20 protein-coding genes and 2 pseudogenes are annotated in these 22,372 nt (G+C 75.0%); 7 read left to right on the top strand and 15 right to left on the bottom strand.

The features are described from left to right. The first annotated feature begins 3 nt into the window (after positions 1-3). Positions 4-975 (top strand): helix-turn-helix transcriptional regulator, encoded by a 972-nt coding sequence (locus tag AC07DA_RS19540; RefSeq protein WP_479129408.1) that lies wholly within the window; start codon positions 4-6, stop codon positions 973-975. Here the strand turns inward: AC07DA_RS19540 and AC07DA_RS19545 are convergent. After that, positions 957-1,985 (bottom strand): helix-turn-helix domain-containing protein, encoded by a 1,029-nt coding sequence (locus AC07DA_RS19545; RefSeq protein WP_479129409.1) that lies wholly within the window; start codon positions 1,983-1,985, stop codon positions 957-959. The genes AC07DA_RS19540 and AC07DA_RS19545 overlap by 19 nt on opposite strands. 109 nt (positions 1,986-2,094) lie before the next feature. On the opposite strand from AC07DA_RS19545, the gene AC07DA_RS19550 reads away from it, so the two are divergent. Further along, entirely contained in the window at positions 2,095-3,123 is a 1,029-nt protein-coding gene (locus AC07DA_RS19550; protein WP_479129410.1) for a saccharopine dehydrogenase family protein, read from the top strand. A gap of 95 nt (positions 3,124-3,218) precedes the next feature. Here the strand turns inward: AC07DA_RS19550 and AC07DA_RS19555 are convergent, their stop codons facing one another. Next, complete coding sequence (locus AC07DA_RS19555; RefSeq protein ID WP_479129411.1) at positions 3,219-3,596, bottom strand: hypothetical protein; 378 nt, start codon at positions 3,594-3,596, stop codon at positions 3,219-3,221. A 184-nt stretch (positions 3,597-3,780) separates the two neighbouring features. Between AC07DA_RS19555 and AC07DA_RS19560 the strand changes: the two genes are divergently transcribed. Next, entirely contained in the window at positions 3,781-4,839 is a 1,059-nt protein-coding gene (locus tag AC07DA_RS19560) for a hypothetical protein (RefSeq protein ID WP_479129412.1), read from the top strand. Next, positions 4,836-5,945, top strand: coding sequence for a hypothetical protein (locus tag AC07DA_RS19565; protein WP_479129413.1), 1,110 nt, complete (start codon positions 4,836-4,838; stop codon positions 5,943-5,945). The genes AC07DA_RS19560 and AC07DA_RS19565 overlap by 4 nt, the downstream gene beginning before the upstream one ends. Positions 5,946-6,212: 267 nt before the next feature. On the opposite strand, the gene AC07DA_RS19570 is transcribed toward AC07DA_RS19565, so the two are convergent. Next, positions 6,213-6,902, bottom strand: coding sequence for a GAF and ANTAR domain-containing protein (locus AC07DA_RS19570; protein ID WP_479129461.1), 690 nt, complete (start codon positions 6,900-6,902; stop codon positions 6,213-6,215). A 257-nt stretch (positions 6,903-7,159) separates the two neighbouring features. On the opposite strand from AC07DA_RS19570, the pseudogene AC07DA_RS19575 reads away from it, so the two are divergent. After that, positions 7,160-7,382 (top strand): annotated as a pseudogene (locus AC07DA_RS19575) (spermidine/putrescine ABC transporter substrate-binding protein); the annotation flags it as partial. A 113-nt stretch (positions 7,383-7,495) separates the two neighbouring features. Here the strand turns inward: AC07DA_RS19575 and AC07DA_RS19580 are convergent. The 8 genes and pseudogenes from AC07DA_RS19580 to bdeA form a co-directional block, all read right to left on the bottom strand. Then, positions 7,496-8,785 (bottom strand): ABC transporter substrate-binding protein, encoded by a 1,290-nt coding sequence (locus tag AC07DA_RS19580; protein ID WP_479129414.1) that lies wholly within the window; start codon positions 8,783-8,785, stop codon positions 7,496-7,498. After that, a complete protein-coding gene (locus tag AC07DA_RS19585) occupies positions 8,782-9,894 on the bottom strand; it encodes a branched-chain amino acid ABC transporter permease (RefSeq protein WP_479129462.1) in 1,113 nt (370 codons plus the stop codon). Before AC07DA_RS19585 ends, AC07DA_RS19580 begins: the two co-directional genes overlap by 4 nt. A 13-nt stretch (positions 9,895-9,907) precedes the next feature. Next, positions 9,908-10,807: a branched-chain amino acid ABC transporter permease gene (locus tag AC07DA_RS19590; protein WP_479129415.1), complete on the bottom strand. Its 900-nt coding sequence runs from the start codon at positions 10,805-10,807 to the stop codon at positions 9,908-9,910. Beyond that, positions 10,804-11,604 carry an ABC transporter ATP-binding protein gene (locus AC07DA_RS19595; protein ID WP_479129416.1) on the bottom strand — a complete coding sequence of 267 codons (801 nt, stop codon included), beginning with the start codon at positions 11,602-11,604 and terminating at the stop codon, positions 10,804-10,806. The genes AC07DA_RS19590 and AC07DA_RS19595 overlap by 4 nt, the downstream gene beginning before the upstream one ends. Continuing rightward, a complete protein-coding gene (locus AC07DA_RS19600; protein ID WP_479129417.1) occupies positions 11,601-12,434 on the bottom strand; it encodes an ABC transporter ATP-binding protein in 834 nt (277 codons plus the stop codon). The genes AC07DA_RS19595 and AC07DA_RS19600 overlap by 4 nt, the downstream gene beginning before the upstream one ends. A 463-nt stretch (positions 12,435-12,897) precedes the next feature. After that, a complete protein-coding gene (locus AC07DA_RS19605; RefSeq protein WP_479129418.1) occupies positions 12,898-14,193 on the bottom strand; it encodes an RsbRD N-terminal domain-containing protein in 1,296 nt (431 codons plus the stop codon). Positions 14,194-14,386: 193 nt separating this feature from the next. Beyond that, positions 14,387-15,472 (bottom strand): annotated as a pseudogene (locus AC07DA_RS19610) (helix-turn-helix transcriptional regulator); the annotation flags it as partial. A 1,366-nt stretch (positions 15,473-16,838) separates the two neighbouring features. Beyond that, positions 16,839-17,774 carry a bis(hydroxyethyl) terephthalate hydrolase gene (gene bdeA / locus AC07DA_RS19615; protein WP_479129419.1) on the bottom strand — a complete coding sequence of 312 codons (936 nt, stop codon included), beginning with the start codon at positions 17,772-17,774 and terminating at the stop codon, positions 16,839-16,841. Between the two features lie 381 nt (positions 17,775-18,155). Here bdeA and AC07DA_RS19620 point away from each other — a divergent pair, with 381 nt between their 5' ends. Beyond that, on the top strand, positions 18,156-19,127 hold the full coding sequence (locus AC07DA_RS19620; protein ID WP_479129420.1) for an alpha/beta hydrolase: 972 nt from the start codon (positions 18,156-18,158) through the stop codon (positions 19,125-19,127). A 39-nt stretch (positions 19,128-19,166) separates the two neighbouring features. Continuing rightward, on the top strand, positions 19,167-19,883 hold the full coding sequence (locus AC07DA_RS19625) for an alpha/beta hydrolase (RefSeq protein WP_479129421.1): 717 nt from the start codon (positions 19,167-19,169) through the stop codon (positions 19,881-19,883). A 22-nt stretch (positions 19,884-19,905) separates the two neighbouring features. Here AC07DA_RS19625 and AC07DA_RS19630 read toward each other — a convergent pair whose 3' ends face one another. The 4 genes from AC07DA_RS19630 to AC07DA_RS19645 form a co-directional block, all read right to left on the bottom strand. Next, positions 19,906-20,535 (bottom strand): TetR-like C-terminal domain-containing protein, encoded by a 630-nt coding sequence (locus AC07DA_RS19630; protein ID WP_479129422.1) that lies wholly within the window; start codon positions 20,533-20,535, stop codon positions 19,906-19,908. A 76-nt stretch (positions 20,536-20,611) separates the two neighbouring features. After that, positions 20,612-20,875 (bottom strand): hypothetical protein, encoded by a 264-nt coding sequence (locus tag AC07DA_RS19635; protein WP_479129423.1) that lies wholly within the window; start codon positions 20,873-20,875, stop codon positions 20,612-20,614. A gap of 75 nt (positions 20,876-20,950) precedes the next feature. Then, complete coding sequence (locus tag AC07DA_RS19640; RefSeq protein WP_479129424.1) at positions 20,951-21,523, bottom strand: SDR family NAD(P)-dependent oxidoreductase; 573 nt, start codon at positions 21,521-21,523, stop codon at positions 20,951-20,953. 53 nt (positions 21,524-21,576) lie between these two features. Continuing rightward, positions 21,577-22,332 (bottom strand): SDR family oxidoreductase, encoded by a 756-nt coding sequence (locus AC07DA_RS19645; RefSeq protein ID WP_479129425.1) that lies wholly within the window; start codon positions 22,330-22,332, stop codon positions 21,577-21,579. Positions 22,333-22,372: the final 40 nt, after the last annotated feature.

Here is a 22,372-nt window from a genome sequence, read left to right on the forward strand (position 1 = left end):
GGCATGCGTGCCGACCGGTTGATCTCGCTGGTGCTGCTGCTGCGCCGACGCGGCCGGATGACCGCGGCCGCGCTGGCCCGCGAGCTGGAGGTGTCCACCCGCACCGTGCTCCGCGACATCGAGGCCCTGTCCGCGGCCGGGGTCCCGGTCTACGCCGAGCGCGGCCGGCGCGGCGGTTTCGCGTTGCTGCCCGACTTCCGCACCGACCTCACCGGACTCCACCACGACGAGGCCCTGGCCCTGCTGGTCGCCGGATTCGGGCGCGGGGAGCAGGTGTTCGGCCTGGGCTCCGCCCTCGCCTCGGCCATGCGCAAGGTGGTCGACGCGCTGCCCGAGCGTCATCGGTCCGCCGCGAGCGACGGAGCCGGCCGCATGCTCATCGGCGCCGAGACCGACCTGCTCTCCCGCCCGGCCATCGACGCGGTGCCCGGCACGACGATGGTCACGGTGCGGCGCGCGGTGCTCGCCGGCCACAAGCTGCGCATCCACTACGCGGCCGCGGACCAGGCGCCGCGGTGGCGCACCGTGGACCCGATCGGCCTGGTCACCGTGCGCGACCGGGGCTACCTGCTGGCCACGCGGTCGGGCGCGGACCGTACGTACCGGCTGTCGCGGATGCTGGCCGCCGAGGAGCTCCCCGAAGCGGCGGAGCGGCCGGACGAGGTGGACCTGGACCGGATGTGGCGGGAACGCTGCGCGCGGTTCCTGGCCGGCGGCGATCACCTCACCGTGCTGGCACGGGTGGACCCCGCCCGGCGGGAGGAGCTGGTGGGCACCGCACTGGCCGTCCGCGCCGAGGAGCCCGAGGCGGACGGCCGGCTGCGACTGGAAGTGACCTTCCAGGATCCCCGGCACGCCGAATGGGCGCTGTGGCAGCTCGCCACGGACGTGGAAGTCCTGGCCCCGCAGTCGTTGCGCACCTGCCTGCGCGACCGCGCCGCCGCGATCGTCTCCCGTTACGCCGGGCCGCCCTGAGCATCGCGCGACGGCGGGAGACCCCGCTGCGCGCTCCACGGCTCACCCGGCGCTCCGAGGCGCTCGTCGCGGCCGCGGGAGCGGAACGTGCGGCGGTAGGCGGCGGGGGGCACGCCGACCGTGCGGTGGAAGTGCCGGCGCAGGGTCGTGGCGGTGCCCATGCCCGTGGCCGTCGCGATGGTGTCGACGGTGTCGTCGGTCGTCTCCAGCAACACCTGCGCGTGGCGGATGCGTTGGGTCAGCAGCCACTTCAGGGGGCTGGTGCCCGTCACTGACCTGAAGTGGCGGCCCAGGGTGCGCGAGCTCATCCCGGCCCGGCGGGCCAGGTCCTCCACGGTGAGCGGGCGGTCCAGCCGCTCGATGACCCAGGGGAGGAGTTCGCCGAGCGGGTGGTTGTCCGGTGCCGGGACGGGGGTGGTCACGAACTGGGCCTGGCCGCCGTCCCGGTGGGGCGGCACGACCAGGCTCCGGGCCAGCGTGTTGGCGACCGACGAGCCGTGGTCGAGGCGGACCAGGTGCAGGCACAGGTCCATGGCCGCGGCCTTGCCGGCCGAGGTGAGCACCCGCCCCTCGTCGACGTACAGGACGTCCGGGTCGACCCGGACTCGGGGGTGACGCCGGGCCAGTTCCCCGGTGTGCGCCCAGTGCGTGGTCGCGCGCCTGCCGTCGAGCAGTCCCGCCGCGGCCAGCACGAAGGCGCCCGTGCACAGGGAGGCCACGCGCGCGCCCGCCTCGTGGGCCGCGCGCACCGCCGCCACCAGCTCGGCCGGCGGGTCCCGGTCGATGTCGGCCCAGCCCGGGACGACGACGGTGTCGGCGCGGGCGAGACGGTCGAGTCCCTGGTCGGGCTCCATAAGGAAGCGCCCCGCCCGCACGGCACCCGGCCCGCAGACCGACAGGCGGTACCAGGAACCGGCCGCGCCGGTCACATCGGCTCCGAAGACCTCGCAGGCCAGGGCCAGTTCGAAGGGGAGCATGCCGTCGGTGACGGCCAGCGCGACGGTGGTCATGTCCGGAAGTGTATGGGGTGTGTCGTTCCGGACACTCTCGGCGGCCTGCCGGTGCCGCCAGGATGAGGGGCGACACAGACCGGCGGATCAATCACACGAGGGGGAACCCATGGGATCGGGCCAGAGGGTGGCGGTGTTCGGCGCGTACGGGCACACCGGGCGGTTCGTGGTCGCGGAGCTGCGGGAGCGCGGGTACCTCCCGGTCCTCTCCGGCCGCGACGCCGACCGGCTCACGGCGCTGGCACACGAGACGGGGCTCGACGCCCGCCCGGCCTCCGTCGACGACGCGGCCTCGCTCGACCGCGCGCTGACCGGCACGGCCGCCGTGGTCAACTGCGCGGGGCCCTTCGCCGCGACGGCCGCCCCGGTGATCGAAGCGGCCCTGCGCGCGGGGATCCCCTACCTGGACGTGGCCGCCGAGATCGAGGCCAACCTCGACACCTTCGCGCACTTCGCCGGCCGGACCCGCAAGGCCTCGGCGATCGTCGTCCCGGCGATGGCCTTCTTCGGCGGCCTCGGAGACCTGCTGGCGACCGCCGCGATGGGCGACTGGACCTCGGCGGACGAGGCGCACATCGCCTACGGGCTGAGCGACTGGCACCCCACGGCGGGCACCCGCACCTCGGGCGCCGTCTCCCGCCGGCGCCGTGACGGCCGGCGCATCCGTTACACCGGCGGGCGCCTGGAGTACCGCGACGACGCCCCGCCGGTCCTGGAGTGGGACTTCCCCCGGCCGATGGGTCCCCGTGCCGTCATCGGGGAGTTCACCATGGCCGACGTCGTCACCATCCCCAGCCACCTGCCGGTCCCCGCCGTGTGCACCTACATGACGGTCGAGGCGGCCCGCGACCTCGCGGCCCCGGACACCCCGGCGCCGGCCCCGGTCGACGCGCACGGACGGTCCGCCCAGACCTTCCTGGTGGACGTGGTGGTCCGCGCGGGCGGTGCCGAACGGCGTGCCGTGGCCCGCGGCCGGGACATCTACGCCGTCACCGCACCCCTCGTCGTGGAGGCGCTCGACCGTGTCCTGACCGGACGGACGCGCGCCGTCGGTGTCGTCTCCGCCGGGGAGGCCTTCGACGCGCCCGACTTCCTGCGCGCGCTGTCCCGGCACCTCGACCTGGAGCTGTCCCGGTAGCTCGCGCGCCTCGTGTCGTGAGCGCCCGGCCCGGTACCGGGCCGGGCGCTCACCGGACTGCCGTACCGTCCCCGGTACGACGACGGCTCAGCGGGTCATCGGGGCGACTGGTCGGAGTAGCTGAAGTCGCCCACCGTCCAGGCGCTGACGTCCTCGATCGCGACGCGGTACATCCCGCCCGTCTCCGGGATGCCCACCGTGCCCTGCAGGATGCGGGCGACGTGGAAGTGCAGGTGGGTGGGCGGCCCGTCCGTCGGCCCCTCCTTCCTCTCGGGGGCGAACACGGCGGAGAACTCACGCAGACGGGCGGAGTCCGTCAGCACCTCCGACACCCGCTGCCGCCACACGGCTTCGGGGGCCAGGCGACCGGTGATGACGGCACCACCGGTGACCACCGTCAGGGACATCTGATTGCTCTGCCCGGACTCCACCAGGGAGGCGATGGCAACGATCAGCTCGTCAGGCTTCGACATGGGATCGCATCCTATGCACTCACTCACCCGCTCGGTCGGCCCGGGCACCGGCACGGCGGGGGCGGGACGATGCACGGGCCGGATTCCGGTGTTCCCGTACGCCTGTCCTGTTCGGCCGGATGACGTCTGTTCACGGCGGGGGTGACGCCCCTAGCGTGTGCGGCCTTCGCGTTGTGGGGGTCCCGTGAACGCTCTCCGTGCGGTTGTGCTCTGCCTGGTGATCGTCTGCGCCGCGTTCGTGTCGCCCGCCGCGGCGGTCACGCCCGGCTGGTCCGCGCTGCCGGTGCCACCCGCCGCGGCAGCGCCGGTCACCGTGTCCGACCTCGCCGCGCGCGGGCCGGGCGAGGCGTGGGCGAGTGGCTACGAACACGCCGACGACGGACTGCGGCCGTTGCTGTACCGCTGGGACGGTGCGGCGTGGAGCCGGGAGACGTCCTTTCCCGGTGCCGGAGACCCGGGCTGGCTCGGCACGGTGCAGTTCGTCGGCGAGGAGGTGTGGTTCCTCCGCGACCACGCGGGAGTGAAGGAACTCCTGCGCCGCTCGGCGGGAGGATGGAGCACCGTCCCGCTGCCGCAGACGCTGCGGACGTACCAGGACTTCGCCGCCGTACCGGGTGCCGCCTGGGTGGTGGGCGAGGACGACACCGGCCTGAAGGTGCTGCACTACGACGGCGCCCGCTGGACCCGTCAGCCCACCCCGGACGGTGTGCTGTACCTCATGGGCGTCACCGCGCGGACCGCCACCGACGCCTGGGCCTGGGCGGACACCGCGGCCGGCACCACCGTGCTGCGCTGGGACGGCACGGCGTGGCGCGACGCGAAGGTGCCGCTGCCGCCGGACGGCAACGTGCACACCATCCTGCTGGAGGCGTCCGGGCGGATCACGATCGGCGGCAGCCGGTACACCGACGGCGTGGCCCGCGCCTACCTGATGACAGGCGACGGGCGCGCCTGGCGGACCACCCACCCGCCGCTGGGCGACGCGTCCACCGGGGCCCTGGTGCGCGGCCCCGACGGCGCGCTGTGGCTGCCGGTGCGCAGCGACCGCGCCTTCCAGTCGAAGTACGCGCGGGTGGACGGGCCGCGCACCACGTTCTCCTACGGCCCGCAGCGAAAGGACGCGATCGACGTCAGGCCGCGTGCGCTGGCCCGGGCCGGGTCCTCGCTGCTGTCCTTCGGGACGGTCGAGATCTACGGCTCGAAACCGAACCTGATGAGCGAGCGGCGGGGAGACCGACCATGACACGCCGGTTCGTCGTGGCGGCACTCGCCGCCGCCCTGACCCTCGTGGCCCACCTGGGCACGGCCACCGCCGACACCCGGTCCTGGCAGCACGTCCCCGTCCCGGAGCAGGTGCGCCCCCAGGCCGCCCTGAACGACGCCGTGGCGTTCGGGCCGGACCGGGCCTGGGCGGTGGGAACCGACGCCGTCGGCCGTGAGGCGCCGGGCTTCCCGCTGCTGCTGCGCTGGGACGGGACCGCGTGGCAGCGGCAGAGCCCGCCCGGGGCCGACCGGCAGGGGGAGCTGCTGTCCGTCGCCGGGACCTCCCCGTCCGCCGTCTGGGCGGTCGGCCGTGACCCGGCGGGCGCCAGCCGCCTGCTCCGGTACGACGGCCGCGCCTGGTACGAGAGCCGGGCGCCGCGCGGTGTCGTGCTGACCCGGGCCGTCGCCGGCGGCGGCGAGACCTGGCTGATCGGCTCGCGGGACGGCGCGCAGGCGCTGCTGCGCTGGGACGGGCGCAGCTGGCAGGACGTGCCGGTGCCGCCGGGGTCCGTGTACGGCCTGCACATCCGGGCGGGCGACGACGTGTGGGCCGCGGGCGCCACCGCCGCGGGAGCCGCCGTGTCGCACTGGGACGGGCGGGAGTGGCGGCAGACGGTCGTGCACGGGTTCCCGCGGGCGGCCGTGGGCAGTGTGCTGGCCGTCTCGCCGACCGAGGTGTGGGCGGGCGGAACGGCCGGGTTCATCGGCGGCCCGGCCGGGCGGCCCATCCCGCCCCTGCTGGTCCGCTTCGACGGGCAGGCGTGGAACCGGGTGAGCGTGCCCGCCGACTTCGGCTCGGTCAGCTCGCTGGCCCCGGCCGCGTCCGGTTCGCTGGCCTGGGTCGCGGTGTCCCGCTCGCAGAAGTGGGGCCCGCCGGGCAGCACACCCCCGCTCGTGCCCGGACCGGACTTCCTCGCCTGGAACGGAGAGTCCTTCACCGAGTACGGCGAACCGGCCGTGACCGGGGAGGGCCGTTCACAGGTGCTGCATCTGACACCGGTGCCGGGCACGGAGACGGTGTGGTCGGTCGGTCGCGCCGCCGGGCCGGAGAACACGTTCGCGCCACGCATCCAGCGGTTCGGCTGAAACCCGGACCGCGCCCGGTCCCGCACCCGGCCGGGCTCACGCCGTCGGCCGGGACCGGCCCGGTTCCCGCCGCGGCGCGATCGCCGTACCGGCCACCGGGCGACCGCACGGCACACCTCCGCCGCGAGCACGTCGGCGTCGTCCAGCGCGGCGACCAGGGTGTCCGCGGTGGTGCCGAGCGCGCAGAGAGGAGTGGTGTGTACACGCCCGCGCCGCGGGACCGGGGGGTGCCATGGGGACGTGACGGTGGGGTGGGTGCGCGGCGGGTCAGGGGCGGGGGCGCAGGTCGGGGTCGTGCGGGGGGCGGCCGGTGAGGTTGGTGATCAGCTCCGTGCACAGGTCGCGCAGCTTGATGTTCCGGTGCTGGGAGGCGGAGCGCAGGATGGCGAAGGCCTCGTCCGCGGTGCAGCCGCGCTGGCCGATGACCACCCCCATCGCCTGGTCGATGACGCCGCGCGACTGCATCGCCCGCTGCATCTGCTCGGCGAACGCCTCGGCGTCGGCGATGCGCTGTGCCAGCGCGATCGCCCCGGTGGCCTGGGCGGCCAGGGAGCGCAGGGCACCCAGGTCGGCGCCGTCGAAGGCGTGGGCGGGGCCGCCGTAGATGTTGAGCGCCCCGACGGTGTGGGTCCGGGCGGCGATCGGCAGGGAGACGGAGGAACGGATTCCGCACGCCGCGGCGTAGGCCGGGTAGTCGCCCCAGCGCGATTCCGTGAGCATGTCCTTGACGATGACCTCTTCGCCGGTGCGCGCGGCCTGCAGGCAGGGGCCGTCGTCCTGGCCGTACTGCCTCTCGTCCAGCTTGGGGGCCGGCGGGCCCGCGCTGACCACGGTGACGGGCCGGTGGTCGCGCTCGATCGTCACCCCGGTTCCCTCGGCGGGGGAGAGCTCCAGCGCCGCGTCGGCCAGGGACTGCAGGAATTCCTCCAGCGACTGCGTCTCCAGGAGCCACTCCATGACGGAGGCACCGACGGAAGCGTTGTCGTGGGCGTTGTCAGAGGTCACCGCGTGCTCCTCCAGGTGGCCGTCGGCCCCTCGTAGGCGTCGTGTCGTGGGCCAGGCCTTTGTGTCCACCCTACAGAGCCGGGGGCCGGATGACGTCTGCGGCGCCGGTGCGGATCCGCCGCCCCGAGGTGACGAGGTGACGAGGTGACGAGGTGCGGTCTGGCGACCGGCACCAGACCGCTCGCGGCGCGGCTTGTCGGCCGCAATGCGATCCCGAGGTCGCGGCGGATCCGGCCGCCGGGGGCACGACGTCTGCCCCGTCCCGGCCGCCCGGGACGTCCTCGCGTCCGCCGGCGACGAGGAGACGGCCGCCCCGGCCGAGCACCCGCCGGTCTTCCCGGACGCGCCTACGCGCAGCCGTCTCGCGCTCGCCCGGGGCCACCGTCCGGCGAGCGCTTGGGATCCGCGCAGCGGTTGAACGCGATCGCGGGTGGCGGGGCCCTTTCAGGGTCGTCCCGGGCGGCCGGGACGGTCGGGCGGCCGGATCGGTCGCGGCGGTCGCGGATGGTGTCTCCGCGGCCGCCGTGCGGGCCCGGCCCCGCCGGTCACCGGGTCCGGGAGGCCAGGTACTCCTCGACGCCCGGCGCGGTGTGCGCCTCCTCCACGTTCACCGCGGCGCCGACCGCCTTCGCGTCCGGCTTGTGCACGTACGTCGAGGTGCTGGCGGGCCGCGCCTTGTCGGAGAAGTTCTGCGCGGTGCCGAGACCGACGTCGACCGCGGACTGCGAGCGGTGGGCCTTCACCACGTCCTCGCGGGCGAGACTGCCGCCCTCGCAGGCCTTCTTCAGGTCGTTGCCCAGCAGCTGGGCGGCGTTGTAGCCGGACAGCACGCCCGAGTCGACGAGGGAGCCCGGGTACTTCTTCTGGTAGGAGGCGACCATCTTGCGCACCCCGGGCAGGTCGGAGCTGACCGCGGGCGCGGCGCTGACCACGTTCAGCAGGGCGGCCAGGGCGGGGGCCGCCGGCGTCTTCATCAACTGCGGGGCGTAGCCGGGGGCGCTGCTGACGACGGGCACCTTCAGGCCGCGCGAGGCCGCGACTCCGACCAGGGACGCGGTCTGGGCCGGTCCGGCGCTGATCAGGATCGCCTTCACGCCCTCCTTGCGCAGCGCGGAGACCTGCGCGGACAGATCGGTGTCCGTCGCCTTGATCTTCTGTCCCACGACCTTGACGCCGGCCTTCTTCCCGGCCCACTGGGAGCCTTCGAGCGCGTTTGCGCCGTAGTCGCCCTCGAAGTAGACGTGGCCGATCGTGTCGCCCTTCTTCAGGCCCTTGGTGCGGGTGAGGAAGTCGACCGCGGCGATCATGTCGACGTCGTAGGTGGTGCCCAGGACCTGGACGGAGTCCCGGTCGAGCAGGGAGGCGGCCCAGGCCTGCGGGAAGGTGAGCACCTTGTCCCGCTCGATGTCGTCGAGCAGCGCGGCCATCACGGGCGAGCCGATGACCTGGGGCAGCGCCACGACGTCCGCCGAGAGGTCGGCGTAGGCGGTGACGGCCTTCTGGACGTCGTAGCCGTGGTCCTTGACGACGATCTCGACGCGCCGGCCGCAGATGCCGCCGCGGGCGTTGACCTCGTCCGCCCACATCTGCTGGGCCTGCACGATGCTCTTGCCGAGGGTGGCGTAGGGGCCGGTGAGGTCCGTGAGGGCGCCGAGCCTGATGGTCTTGCCGGTCACCCCGGGTCCGGACTTGACGCCGTCGGCACCGTCGCCGGTGCTGCCGGAGGAGTCCGCCTTGGAGCTGCATCCGGTGGCGGTGAGCAGCAGGGCCGCGAGGGCCGTCGCCAGGAGCGTCCTGGGGCGTACGCGGTGCGCGGGGCGGTGCGTGGGGTTCACGGGGTGGGCTCCTTGGCTCGTGCGGACGGCGCGGGTGAGGGTGTCGGAGAGGTGGCGGCCGCGGGCGGGCGACGGCCCGGGCGGGCGCGCAGGCGGCGGAACAGGCCGTGCAGGCCGTCGGGGGCGAACAGCAGGATCAGGACGATGGCCGCTCCGTAGAGGTAGCGGGCGGCCTCGGTGGGGCCGATCGTGCCGCCGGTGGTGCCGGGGGCGGCCACGAGGGGAAGCTGGTCGGCGTAGCGGGTCATCAGCAGGGGCAGCGCGGTGACGAAGACGGCACCGGCGGTGGCTCCGGCGACCGACCCCAGACCGCCGATGACGATCATGGCGAGGTAGTCCACCGACAGCACGAGGCCGAAGTAGTCGGGCACCACGCGGCGGAAGGAGAGGGCGATCATCACCCCGGCGAGGCCGGCGTACATCGACGAGACGACGAAGGCGGCCGAGCGGTAGCGGGAGACGTCCACGCCCATGACGGCGGCGGCGGTCTCGCTGTCGCGCAGGGCCACCAGGGCGCGCCCGGGACGGCCGCGCAGCAGGCCCCGGGCGGTGAACCAGGTGACCGCGAACAGGGCGAGCCCCAGGTACCACAGCCGTTCCTCGGCGCCGAACGGCACGCCCAGCAGGGTCAGTTCAAAGTCCGCGGAGAAGGAGAAGCCGCCCAGCTCCAGCGGCGGCACGGAGCGGCCGTTGAAGCCGCCGGTGACGGAGTCCGCGGTGAGCAGCACGTGGTGTCCGAGGAAGACCAGGGCCAGGGTGGCGACACCGAGGTAGACACCGCGCACCCGGCCGGCGACGGGGCTGAACAGCCCGCCGGCCGCCCCGGCGAGCAGGACCGCGAGCACGGCGGCCACGGCGGTCGGCAGCCCCGGGCCGGGTTCGCCGGCCAGCCACACGTAGCCGTAGGCGCCCACGGCGAGGAAGAAGGCGTGGCCGAGGGAGAGTTGGCCCGCCGTGCCGGACAGCAGACCGAGGCCCACCGCGCCGACGGCCGCCGCCATCGAGAACAGGCCGATGCGCAGCCAGAACGCGTCGAGGTAGAAGGGCAGCGCGCACAGGACGGTGACGGCGGCGAGGGTCCACCACACGCGTGCGGTGCCGACGCGGATTCCGGAGAGCCGGTCAGACACGGACCGCCGCCTTTCCGCCGAACAGGCCGGTCGGCCGCACCAGCAGGACCAGCACCATCACCGCGTAGGGAGCGACGTCGCCGAAGCCCTCGCCGAGGACGTGCAGGTCGGACTGGTAGCCGGCGACGAGCGCCTCGGTCATGCCGATCAGCAGGCTGCCCGCGAGGGCACCGGGCGGCGAGGCCATGCCGCCCAGGATCGCCGCCGGGAACGCCTTGAGGGCGATCTGGCCGGTGGTGCGCTCCAGGCCGGGCGCGGGGAACGCGGCGAGGAAGACCGCCGCCAGGGCCGCGAGCGCGCCGGCCAGGCACCAGGCGAGGGTGCGGATGCGGACCAGTCGCACGCCCATCAGGGCGGCCGCCTCGACGTCCTCCGCCGAGGCACGCAGCGACAGGCCCCAGGAGGTGTGGCGGAACAGGGCGAAGACACCGGCGATGACCAGGGTGGAGACCACGATCGCGGCGATGCGGCTGTCCGCGACGGTCACCGGTCCCAGCCCGCTGACGGAGTCGCCCCACGGGTCGCCCAGGGAGAGCAGGTCACCGCCGATGCGCCGCGACAGGTCGGTGAGGATGAGGATGTCGACGCCGATGGTGACGATGGTCTGCACGTGGGCGGCGTGCGGGTCGGCCCCGCCGCCGGCCTGGAGCAGGAAGCGGTCCATGGCGCCGGCCACGGCCGCGGTCACCAGGACGGACAGGGCCAGGGCGCCGGGGAAGCCGAGGTCGTCGTGGAGTACGGCGGTGAGGTAGCCGCCGAGCAGGAGCAGGGAGCCGTGGGCGAAGTTCATGACGCCGGAGGCCTTGAAGATGATGACGAAACCGAGGGCCACGAGGGCGTAGACCGCGCCGAGGGCGAAGCCGTTGAAGACGTTGTCCAGGAAGGCCGTCATGCCGCTCCCTCCCGCGCGGAGCCGGTGCCGAGGTAGGCGCGCAGCACCTCGGGGTCGCCGCGGACCTCGTCCGGGGTGCCGTGGGCGATGACGCGGCCGAAGTCGAGGACGGTGACCTCGTCGGCGAGCCGCATCACCAGTCCCATGTCGTGCTCCACCAGCACGACGGACAGGCCGAGTTCGGCGCGCACGGCGTGCACGACCTCCACCGTGCGGGCGCGTTCGGCCGCGTTCATCCCGGCGACCGGCTCGTCGAGCAGCAGGACGCTGGGCTCCAGGCACAGGGCGCGGGCGAACTCCACGCGCTTGCGGTCGCCGTAGGACAGCAGGGCCACGGGGTGGTCGAAGTGCGCGGCCAGGCCGGTGAGTTCGGCGATCTCGCGGGCACGGTCGAGATGGACGCGTTGTTCGCGCCGCGCGTGCGGCAGGCGCAGGGCGCTCGCGGCGAACCCGGCCCGGGACAGGGCGTGGCGGCCGAGCATCAGGTTGTCGGCGACCGTGCCCTGGGTGGTGACGATGTTCTGGAAGGTGCGGGCGACGCCGAGGGCGGCGATGCGGTGCGGGGCGAGCCGGGTGAGGTCGGCGTCGCCCAGGCGTACGGTGCCGGTGGCCGGGCGGCACAGCCCCGACAGCACGTTGAAGCAGGTGGACTTGCCCGCTCCGTTGGGTCCGATGAGCGCGTGGACGGAGCCCGGGGCGACGGTGAACGACACGGCGTCCAGGGCGGTGAGCCCGGCGAACCGGACGGTCACGTCCGTCACGGTGAGTTCGGGTGGTGCGGTGGTGCGGACGGTCACGCGGCTCCCTGCCCCTCGGTTCTTCCGGTGGTCTGCGCGGTGTCGGTGCTGGTCGTCGCGGTGTCTTCGGTGGTCTCGCCGAGGTAGAGCCGCTTCACGGCGTCCGTGCGGGCGAGTTCGTCGGCCGGGCCGGAGAGCCGGACCTCGCCGACCTCCAGGACGTGGGCGGTGTCGGCGAGGGACAGCGCCATCCCGGCGTTCTGCTCGACGAGCAGCACCGCGGTGCCCTGGGCGTTGATCTCGCGGACGACCTCGGCGATCCGGTGGACCATCTGCGGGGCGAGGCCCAGGGAGGGTTCGTCGAGCAGCAGCAGGCGCGGCGCGGCCATCAGGGCGCGGCCGATGGCGAGCATCTGCTGCTCGCCGCCGGAGAGCAGGCCCGCGGCCTGCCGGGTGCGTTCGGCGAGGCGCGGGAAGAGCGCGAACACCCGGTCCCGGGCCTGCGCGACCTGGTCCGGTCGTCGGCGTCCCAGGCCGAGGCCGCCGGTGCGCAGGTTCTCGTCGACCGTGAGCCCGGCGAAGACCCGCCGCCCTTCGGGTACTTGGACGACTCCGGCGCGCACCGCGGCCACCGGGTCGCGTCCGTCGAGTTCGGTGCTTCCGTAGCGGATGCGGCCGGCCGTGATCGCGCCGCGGTGCAGGCGCAGGGTGCCCGACACCGCCCGCAGCAGGGTCGTCTTGCCCGCGCCGTTGGCGCCGAGGAGCGCGACGACCGCGCCGTGCGGGACGGTCAGGGTCACGGACCGAAGGGCGGACAGGGCGCGGCCGTAGGCCACGTCCAGGCCCTCGACGCGCAGGGCGGGCTCTTCGTCCGGTGGTGCTTCGGGCATCACGGCTCCTCGGGTCCGTGCCGTCGGGCACGGGTGCGTCGGGGGAAGGGCAGCCCACGACAGCACGGGCGCGGACACGCGGTACAGGTGTTCGCGCCGGGTGGCTGCGCGGTCCCAACCCGGGTCGGCGGGGATTGTGCGGCTGCCCAGCCGCCCAGGGGGTGGCGGAGGCCGGTCAGGGGTGGCGGGAGCCGCCCAGGGGATAGCCGGGGGCCGCCCAGGGGATGGCCGGGGGCCGGTCAGGGGGTGGCCGGGGGTCGCCGGCGTTCTGCCGAACCCGGCCCGGCACCCGCCACGGTGGTGCGGCCTCCGCCGACCCTGCCGGGGCGGTGTCCGTCGACGGCGTGGGCCAGGGCGGCGGGTGCCGACGCCCGTGAGCCGCGCAGCGCGACGTCTGTGAGCCGCGCAGCGGGGCCGCCTCCCCGCCGTGGCTGGCAGGAGAGCCGGGGGCCGGCGGCCGCCGTCAGCCGGGCAGGAGGCGGCGCGCCGTGAGGGCGAGGCCGATCTCCACCACGTCGAGCGGGCGCGCCAGGGAGCGCCCGATGAGCTGCTCGCAGCGGCGCAGCCGGTTCAGGACGGTGTTGCGGTGGCAGTACAGCCGCTCACCGGCGCGCTGGGCGGACCCCTCGGAGGCGAACCAGGCGACGAGGGTGTCCAGCAGGACGTCCCGGTCGGCCGGTTCCAGCCGCAGCAGGGGCCCGAGCACCCGCTCGGTGAGGGTCGCGCCGAGCTCGGGGCAGGAGACGACCAGCGCCTCGGGCAGATGCTCGGCGAGCCGGACCGTGCCGCCCTCGGGCGGGCAGATGCTCAGGGCCAGATCGGCCAGGCGCCGGGCGTCACCGACCGAGGCCAGTCCCGTCACGGCGCTGCCGACGCCGATGCGGCAGCCGCCGCCCGGCCCGTCCCCGGGCAGCTCCAGCGCCGAGGCCGGGTCCCGGTCGTCCTGCCCGTCCCCCGCTTCCCCGAGCAGGACGATGCCGTAGTCCACCTCCGGGCCCGGGTGCCAGTACGCGCTCGTGCCGGACGCGCGGGCGCGGGCCCGCAGGCCGGTGGGTCCCTGCGGCCGGACGCCGGCGACCGCGACGACCGCGTACCGGCCCTGCTCCGGCAGGCCCAGCCCCTCGGCGGTCTCGGGCAGGTCGGCGATCCTGCTGGTGCCGTCCAGGAGGGCCGCCGCCAGCAGGCGCACCCGGTTCTCGCGCCGCCAGGCGAGCTGCCGCTCGGTCTGCCGGTAGGCGTCGGCGACGAGGGTGCAGTGCTCGTCGACGAAGTTCCAGACGTCGGTGGCCACGTGCACCAGGAGGCGGATGTCGTCGGGTTCCGCGCGGGCGGTCTCCTCGACCAGCCGCTGCCACACCAGGGACCCGCCCAGCCGGAACGCGTGCAGCAGGGCGTCCAGCGGCAGTCCCTGCTCGGCCCGGGTGGCGCCGATCCGCCAGGTGCAGCGGTGGGCGGCCTCGCGAGTGCCGCGCGGGTCGAGCAGCGAGGTCACGCTGTGCCGCAGCGAGCGGTGCGCCTCCTGCCAGGTGGCGGCGTGGTCGGTCTCCAGCGCGGTCCGGTACGCGGGTTCCTGCTCGCCCAGGACCGCCAGCAGCCGGTCGGTCAGCTCCGGCAGCTCGTCGAGCAGGACGCGGGCCGCCCGGTGCAGGACGCGCAGCGCGTCGGCGTCGATCAGCGACCGGATCCGGCGTGTCCGCGGCTGCGGAACGGGCGTCGGCCCGGTGCGGAACGTCGTGCGTGTGCGTGCGGCAGGATGCATCGCGGTCCTCCCCCAACTTCGGCCTCCCGGCGGCGCCCGGCGCCCGCCGGACACGGCGGCGTCCGGCGGGTGCGCCGCGCGGACGGCCCTCGTCACCCCTACGGTCCTGCTAACGAAGAATGGCATACCGTCCGGTCGGTCCCCAGGGTCGTGCGGCACTCTTCTCGGTCGGGCCGGGGTGATCGGCGACGGCTCAGCGGCTCTCCTGGTCGACCATGCGGGCCAGTTCGACGCGGGAGCGCACGCCGAGCACGGCGAAGACGTTGCGCAGGTGGTAGTCGACCGTGCGGGTGCTGACGGCCAGCCGCTGGGCGACCTCCCGGTTGGTGGCGCCCTCGGCCACGTGGCGGGCGATCCGCAGTTGCTGCGGCGTCAGCCGTGACAGCCCTCCGGCCGGTTCCGTCCCGGACGCGGCCCCGTTGGCGCGCAGCTCGCCGCGCGTCTGGTCGGCCCAGGCGGCGGCGCCGCAGCGTTCGAAGCCGACCAGGGCGGCTCCGAGCCGGGCACGGGCCTCCCGCAGCCGGCGGCGCCGCCGCAGCCACCTGCCGTACAGCAGTTCCGTGCGGGCTCGCTCGAAGTCGCCGCCCGAGGCGTCGTGCAGGGCGAGCGCGCGCAGGTAGAGGTCGTCGGCCTCGCCCTCGTCCGCGGCGAGCAGGGCGCGGCAGCGGGCGAGCTGGGCGGGCGCGTGCGGGTCGGCGCCGAAGGCCGCCCACCGGGCGAGGTCCGCGACGACGCCCCGGGCGTCCTCCGGCTGCCCGGCGAGCACCGCTGCTTCCACGAGACAGGGCACGGCGAGCATCCAGACGGCGAAGTGTCCGCGCCGGGGGCCCGGCCCGACGAGCGGGCCGAGCCGGTCGGCGGCGTCCAGGGGGCGGCCGCGGGCCAGGTCCGCGCGGGCGATGGCCCACTCGGCCAGGGTCGCCGCCTGGGCCAGGCCGTGGCGGCGGGCGGTGCGCAGGGCGGCCGCGGCGTGTCCGGAGACCGCGGCGGTGTCCCCCTCGATCGAAGCGGCCAGGGCGAGCATCGCGTGGTGGCTCGCCGCGGTGTTGCGCCGGCCCGCGGCCAGCGCAGCGCGCACGCCCTCCTCCGCGTGGCCGCGTGCCTGCGCGTGGCGGCCGGCCCGCAGTTCGGCGTAGGCGAGGTACTCCAGGGCCCGCGCCTCGGACGCGGTGCACTCGGCGTTGCGGGCGGCCGCGAGGGCCCGGGCCCCCACGGCACGGGCCGTGTGGACGTCCCCGAGCAGCAGGGCAGCCGCGGCGGCGCGCAGCAGCCGCTCCGGCCTACCGTCGCCCCACGCCCGCTCCAGCACACGCCGCAGCGGCCCGACGGCCTCCCCGGGCCGCAGGGCGAGCAGGGCGCGCATACCGTCGCGGTAGTCCCGGACGAACGGATCACGGGGCCATGCCGGCCCTGGCCCATCCCCGCCGACTCCTGATCCATCCCCGCCGACCCCTGACCCATCCCCTCCGGGTCCTGCCCCATCCGCTCCCGGTCCTGGACCGACACCGCCCGGCCCCGACTCGCCATCCAGCGGGCTTGAGCCACCATCGCCCGGGCGCGACTCGCCCAACGGGCCGGACCCACCACCCAACGGGCCGGGCCCGCCGCCAAGCCGATCGGGTCCACCGCCGTGCGGGCCGAGTCCGCCGCCGAACGAGTCGGAACCACCACCGAGACGACCGGGTCCACCGCCATGCGAACTCGGTCCACTGTTAAGCGAATCGGACCCACCGCCAAACCGATCGGGTCCACCACAGAACGGGCCGGGTCCGCCGTGCGTCGGGTCCGGACCGCCATCGGACCGGCCCGGCCGACCGCCGGGCGCCGGTGGGCACTCGCGGGGTGCCGTCTCACCGGCGGACGGCTCCGGCCCGGCAGCGGACACGTCCGAGCCTCCACCGGCCGCCGGTCCGTTCCCAGCCGGGTCCGGCCCTCCGCAGGGCGCCCCGGCCGCGGCCTCGGGCCGCGGGCCCGGAGCGGTGGTGGCTCGTGTCAGTGGCGAAGCGTCGGCCCGTACGGCGGGGGCGCCGGCCGGGGCGATGCCGGGAACGGTGTCCGCGGTCGCGTGGCCGGAGACCCGGACCGCCGCGGCGTCCGTGCCGTCGAGGATGGCCAGGCAGGCCGGGGCGTCGCCCGACGCCCACGCGGCGTCCGCCGCGAAGAGGCGCGCCTTCTCCGCTTCATCCGGGGCGTCGGCCGCCAGCAGGGCCGCGGCCAGCAGCAGGGACTCGCGCGCGTCACCCACCGGCCCGTCGTACAACTGCCTTTCGCCGCGCGCGAGTTCGGCGTGGCCGCGGGTCCCGGCGGCCGGCCGGGCGGTGTCCCGTCCGTGCGGGCTCCCCGCACGGAGAGCCGTGCGCACCCAGCTTCTGTCTCCCGTCACCCCAAGGAGGTTACTTGCGCGTAAGGAAGACCGGAAGCCTGACGTCCGGGCTGTGAGACGTGCGGAACCCCGTCGGCACCTGCGGGTTTGCCGAGAACGGCCGGATGGCCGCCGGGTGACGCCCGGTGGACGGACTGTGCCCCGGCCCAACCACCGGCCGTCCTGGCCGTGCCCCGGCACGACACCGGCGGCGGACGCGTCGGGCGCGTCCGCCGCCGGTCCCCGTCGCCGCCGCGGCTCCGCGGCCCGGGGCGCGGGACGGTCAGGAGCCGTGCGGGCAGTTGCCCCGGTACTCCTCGATGGTCAGGCTCGGGCGGGGCAGCGGGCACAGGAACTGCTCGTAGCGGGTGTCGTTGTCGATGAACCGCTTGAGCCAGGAAATGCTGTACTTCGCGATCGTCGTGTTCGACGAGTTCGGCGTGAAGTGGGTCGCCGAGTTCAGCTCCAGGTAGGCCCGGTCCAGCGAGGAGGACAGGCTGGAGTAGAAGGGCTCGGCGTGGGAGGAGACCGGGGCGATGGTGTCCCCGTCGGCTCCGACGATCAGCGTCGGCGTGGTGAGCTCGGGCCAGCTCTTGTCGAGGTTCCACGGCGTCAGCGGGATCGCCGCCTGCAGGGACGGGCGCGACTTGGCGGCCTCCAGGCTGCCGCCACCGCCCATCGAGTGGCCCATGACGCCGAGGCGGGAGGCGTCGACGCGGCCGCGCACCGAGCTGCGCTGGGTCAGGTAGTCCAGGGCGGCCAGCAGCTGGCGGCCACGGGAGTCGGGCTGGTCGAGCGTGGTGAGGGTGTCGATGGTGAACACCACGAAGCCCTGCGAGGCCAGGCGCGGTCCGAGCCAGGCGATGGACGACTCGTAGGCCGTGTAGCCGGGTGAGACGGCCACCGCGCCGAAGGTGCCGTCGCTGGTGCTGGTCGGGTAGTAGATGGTGCCGCCGCCGAATCCGGTGACGGACAGCGAGGAGACGGACGTCTGCGACACCGCGTACGGGCCGCGGCTGGCCTCGATGCTGGACGTGGTGGGAGCCGGGCCGCGCTCGTAGGGGTTGTCGGCGGCGTGGGCGCCCGGGCTGGTCAGGGGGCCCAGGCCGACGACGACGGCGAGCGTCGCGGCGGCCGCGGCGAGTCGCCCGGTCCGGCGTCCGGCCCGGCGCCCTTGGGAGCCGCCGGTGCGGGATGCGGTGTGGGGGTGGAGGTGCACGACGAGTCGTCCTCTCTGTCGTGGCGGGGGGCCCGGCCGCGGGCACGCGGGACCTGGGGCGTCCGCCGCGCGCCCGCGGGGCGGGCACCGCCGTTGGGCTGGCCCCGCCACTGTCGGGGACCGGGCACCGCGCGCGCACCGGCAATGTCACCGGTCTCGTGCGACCGGCACCCGGGGGCCGTGCCGGCGAGGCGTTCGTGCGGCCGCCCGCCGGCCCGGGAGGCCGGGCCGTGCGCGGGGGGAGCAGAGGCCGTGCGCGGGCGGGCAAGGCCACCGGGCCTCGCGGACCTAGCGTGGCCGCGGACGGCCCGGCGGACCTTCGCTGCCGGGGCGGGCCGCCGCGCCGGAGACGCCGGCGAGCAGAGAGTCCCAGGAGTTCGCATGTCCCACACCTTCGAGCCGGTGAAGCCGGTTCTGGAACCGGCCGCGGCCGCGTTCGCCGAGGCGACCGCCAACCCGCCCTACTTGTTCGACCTGGCCCCGGCCGAGGGCCGCAAGGCCGTCGACGAGGTGCAGTCGGGCGACATCGCCAAGCCCGCCATCGACGAGGAGTGGATCACCGTCTCCGGCGGTCCGACCGGGAGCGTCCGCGCCCGGATCGTCAGGCCCGCCGGCGCCGAGGGCGCCCTGCCGGTCGTCCTCTACATCCACGGGGCCGGCTGGGTGTTCGGCAACGCCCACACCCACGACCGCCTGGTCCGCGAACTCGCCGTCGGCGCGCACGCGGCCCTGGTCTTCCCCGAGTACGACCTCTCCCCCGAGGCCCGTTACCCCGTCGCCATCGAGCAGAACTACGCCGTCGCCCGGTGGGTCGTGGCCCAGGGCGCGTCGAGGAACCTGGACGGTGCGCGGCTCGCCGTGGCCGGTGACTCCGTCGGCGGCAACATGACCGCCGCCCTGACCCTGATGGCGAAGCAGCGCGGCGACGTCCCCCTCGTCCAGCAGGTGCTGTTCTACCCGGTGACCGACGCGAGCTTCGACACCGGCTCCTACCACCAGTTCGCCACCGGTTACTTCCTGCGCCGGGACGGCATGCGGTGGTTCTGGGACCAGTACACGACCGACGAGGCCGAGCGGGCGCAGATCACCGCGTCGCCGTTGCGCGCCACCACCGAGCAGCTCACCGGCCTGCCCCCGGCCCTGGTGATCACCGCCGAGGCCGACGTGCTGCGCGACGAGGGCGAGGCCTACGCGAACAAGCTCCGCGCGGCGGGCGTACCCGTCACGGCCGTGCGCTACCAGGGCGTCATCCACGACTTCGTGATGCTCAACGCCCTGCGCGAGACCCACGCCGCCGGCGCGGCCATCCGCCAGGCCTCCGCGGTCCTCCACGCCGCGCTGCACACCCGCTGACCCGGCCCTCCGGGCCCGACCGTTCCAGGGAGCACCCCCATGGCCACCACTCCGACCGCCCTGCTCGTCCACGGCGCCTTCGCGGACGCCGGCAGCTGGTCCGGCGTCATCGCGGAGCTGCAGAACCACGGCATCCCCGTGGTGGCACCGCCCAACCCGCTGCGCGGGCTGGCGTCCGACGCGGCGTACATCGCCTCGCAGGCCTCGCAGATCGACGGCCCGGTCGTCCTGGTCGGCCACTCCTACGGCGGTGCCGTCATCTCCGTCGCCGGTACCGCGGACAACGTCGTGGGCCTGGTCTACGTCGCCGCCTACATACCGGAGGAGGGCGAGAGCCTGGGCGAGCTGCAGGAGCGCTTCCCGCTCTCGCCGCTGGTGGGCAGCCTCGAGGAGAGGACGTACCCGGCCGACGGCGGGGGGAGCGCGATCGAGGTCACCATCGAGGCCGGGGCGTTCCCCGCCGTCTTCGCCGCCGACGTTCCGCCGTCCGTCACGAAGGTCCTGGCGGTGGCGCAGCGTCCGCTGGCCGCCTCGACGTTCACGGAGACGGCGTCGGCCGCGGCGTGGAAGCACAAGCCGTCCTGGGCGCTGGTGGCCGGGGCGGACGAGGCGATCAACCCGGAGGTGGAGCGCTTCGGCGCGAAGCGGGCCGGTGCGACGGTCGTCGAGCTCGACGGTGCCTCGCACGCCGTCGCCCTCTCCCGGCCGAAGGACGTGGCGGAGCTGATCCGCGACGCGGTCCGCGCGACCTCCTGACCCGGCGGCGGGGAGTCGTGGCTCAGGAGCCCGGCGCGCGCCGCGGGGTGACGCCGTCGAGCAGGTTGGAGACCAGGGCGAGGACGAAGTCGTCCGTCACGGGCTCGTCCGGGATCAGCAACCGGTGGTAGACGGCGCCCCAGAGCTGGTCGACGAGGACCTGGACGTCGACGTCCTCGCGGATCTGGCCCTGCTTCCGCGCACGCAGCAGCCGCTCCCCCGCCAGGCGTCGCCGCCCGGAGGAGTACAGGGAGCGGAAGGCGGTGGCCAGGTCCGCGTCGGTCTGGGACTGGCCGATCAGCTCGGCCAGCACCCGCCCGGCCGGTGTCCGGGTCATCAGGTGCGCGAAGGAGAGCAGCTGGCGGGTGAGGTCGGCGCGGACGTCACCGGTGTCCTCGAAGGCCAGGGTCTCCTCGACGGCGTGGAAGTAGCCGTCCAGGGCGAGGGCTCCCCTGGAGGGCCACCACTTGTACAGCGTCGTCTTGCTGACGCCGGACAGGCGGGCCACCCGCTCGAAGGTGAGGTCGGCGATCCCCTCCGTCAGGAGCACCTCGCCGACCACGCGGAAGACGTCCGCGCGGACCTCGTCGGCCGGGCGGCGGCCGCGCCCGCGGGCCGGGCGCCCGGCGGCGCCCTCGGCCTGCTTCGTCACGGTGTCCCTCCCTCGCTCGTTCCGGGACGGGTCAGTCTAGGAAGCCGCGCCGGCCCCGCGCGGCCCGGGCTCCGGGTCACGGCGCGCGCAGGGGTTCGGCCCCCTGGACGTGCAGGAGCTCGCCGAAGCCGAGACGGGTCACGAACTCCTCCTGCGCCCGGCGCAGCACCGCGTTGACCTCCTCCACACCGGCCTGGCTGAAGTCGACGACGGTGCGGAAGGGGCGGGTGCCGGCCGGCAGGGCCAGGACCCGGGCGATCTCCTCGGCCACGGCCCGGGGATGGGCGTCCACGCCGGGCGGGAACAGCCCTTCGGTGGCCTCCTCGTTGCGGGCCGCCATCGGGTCCAGCGCGGCGTAGGCGCGGGTGCGCTCGGCGTCGCCGGCGCGACCGGCGTGGGGGAAGTGCGCGGTGCCCTAGGTGAACGGGCCCGGCATCACGATGGTCGTCTCGATGCCGAACTGACCCACCTCGTACGCCGTGACCTGGGCGAGGGCGTCGGCGGCGGCCTTCGACGCCACGTAGGGGCCGAGGAAGGGCGGTACGACGACGGAGGTGGTGCTGCCGACGTAGAGGAGCGTGCCGGAGCGGCGTGCGCGCATGTGCGGCAGGGCCGCGCGGTTGACGCGCTGGATGCCGAGCGTGTTGATGTCCAGCAGGTGCTGGATGTCCTCGGGGGTGAACGCCTCGACGTAACCGACATAGAGGTGTCCCGCGTTGTGGACGACCGTGTCGAGGCGGCCCGCCTCCCGCAGGACGGTCGCGACGGCCGCTTCCGCCGAGGCGTCGGACTGGACGTCGAGTTCGACGACCCGGACGTCCTGCTCCTCGCGGCGGCCGAGGTCCAGCAGCTCCCGGGCGCGCCCGGCGTTGCGGCCGCGGACGTCGCGCATGCTGGCGTAGACGGTGTGGCCTGCGGCGGCGAGCGCGCGGGCGGTGAGGTTGCCGATGCCGGTGGCGGCGCCGGTGACGAGGACGACGGATGTCATGGGGTTGCTCCTTCAGGGGTGCGCCGGGGGCCTGCCGTGCGGTGCTCGTGGGGTCAGGCCAGGCCGCCGTTGGTGTAGAGGACCTGGCCGTTCACCCAGCGGGCGGGGCCGGCGAGGAAGGCGACCGACTCGGCGATGTCGCGCGGTTCGCCCAGCCGCTCCAGCGGAGTGGCCTTGGCGAAGGCGGCGACGGCGGCCTCGTCCTTGCCCTCCAGGAAGAGGGGGGTGGCGACCGGGCCGGGCGCGACGGTGTTGACGGTGATGTCCTTGCCGCGCAGTTCGCGCGCGAGGATCAGCGTGATGCTCTGCACGGCGGCCTTGCTGGCGACGTACGCCCCGTAGGCGGGCAGCTGGGTGCGGGTGACCGACGTGGACACGTTGACGATCGCGCCGCCGCGGCGCACCCGGCGGGCGGCCTGCTGGGCGACGACGAAGGTGCCGCGGATGTTCGTGCGGTGCATCCGGTCCAGGTCGTCCAGGTCCAGCTCGGCGATGGGTGCGAGCACCATGATCCCGGCGGTGTTGATCACCACGTCGATCCCGCCGAACGCCGTCTCGACGGCGTCGAACGCGGCCTGCATCTCGTGCTCGTCGGCGACGTCACCGCTGACGGCGACGGCCCGTCCGCCGGAGGTGGTGATCTCCTCGACGAGGGACTCGGCCCGGGCCTTGTTGCCGGCGTAGTGCACGGCGACGGCGAAGCCGTCGGCCGCCAGGCGCTCGACGACGGCCCTGCCGATGCCGCCGGAGCCGCCGGTGACGAGCGCGACGCGGGGCGTGGTGCCGGAGGTGGCGGGCGTGCTGGTCATGGCTTTCTCCTCCGCAAGAAGTGGACGCTGCGTCCATATA

Source organism: Streptomyces sp. NPDC044921, assembly GCF_056432865.1.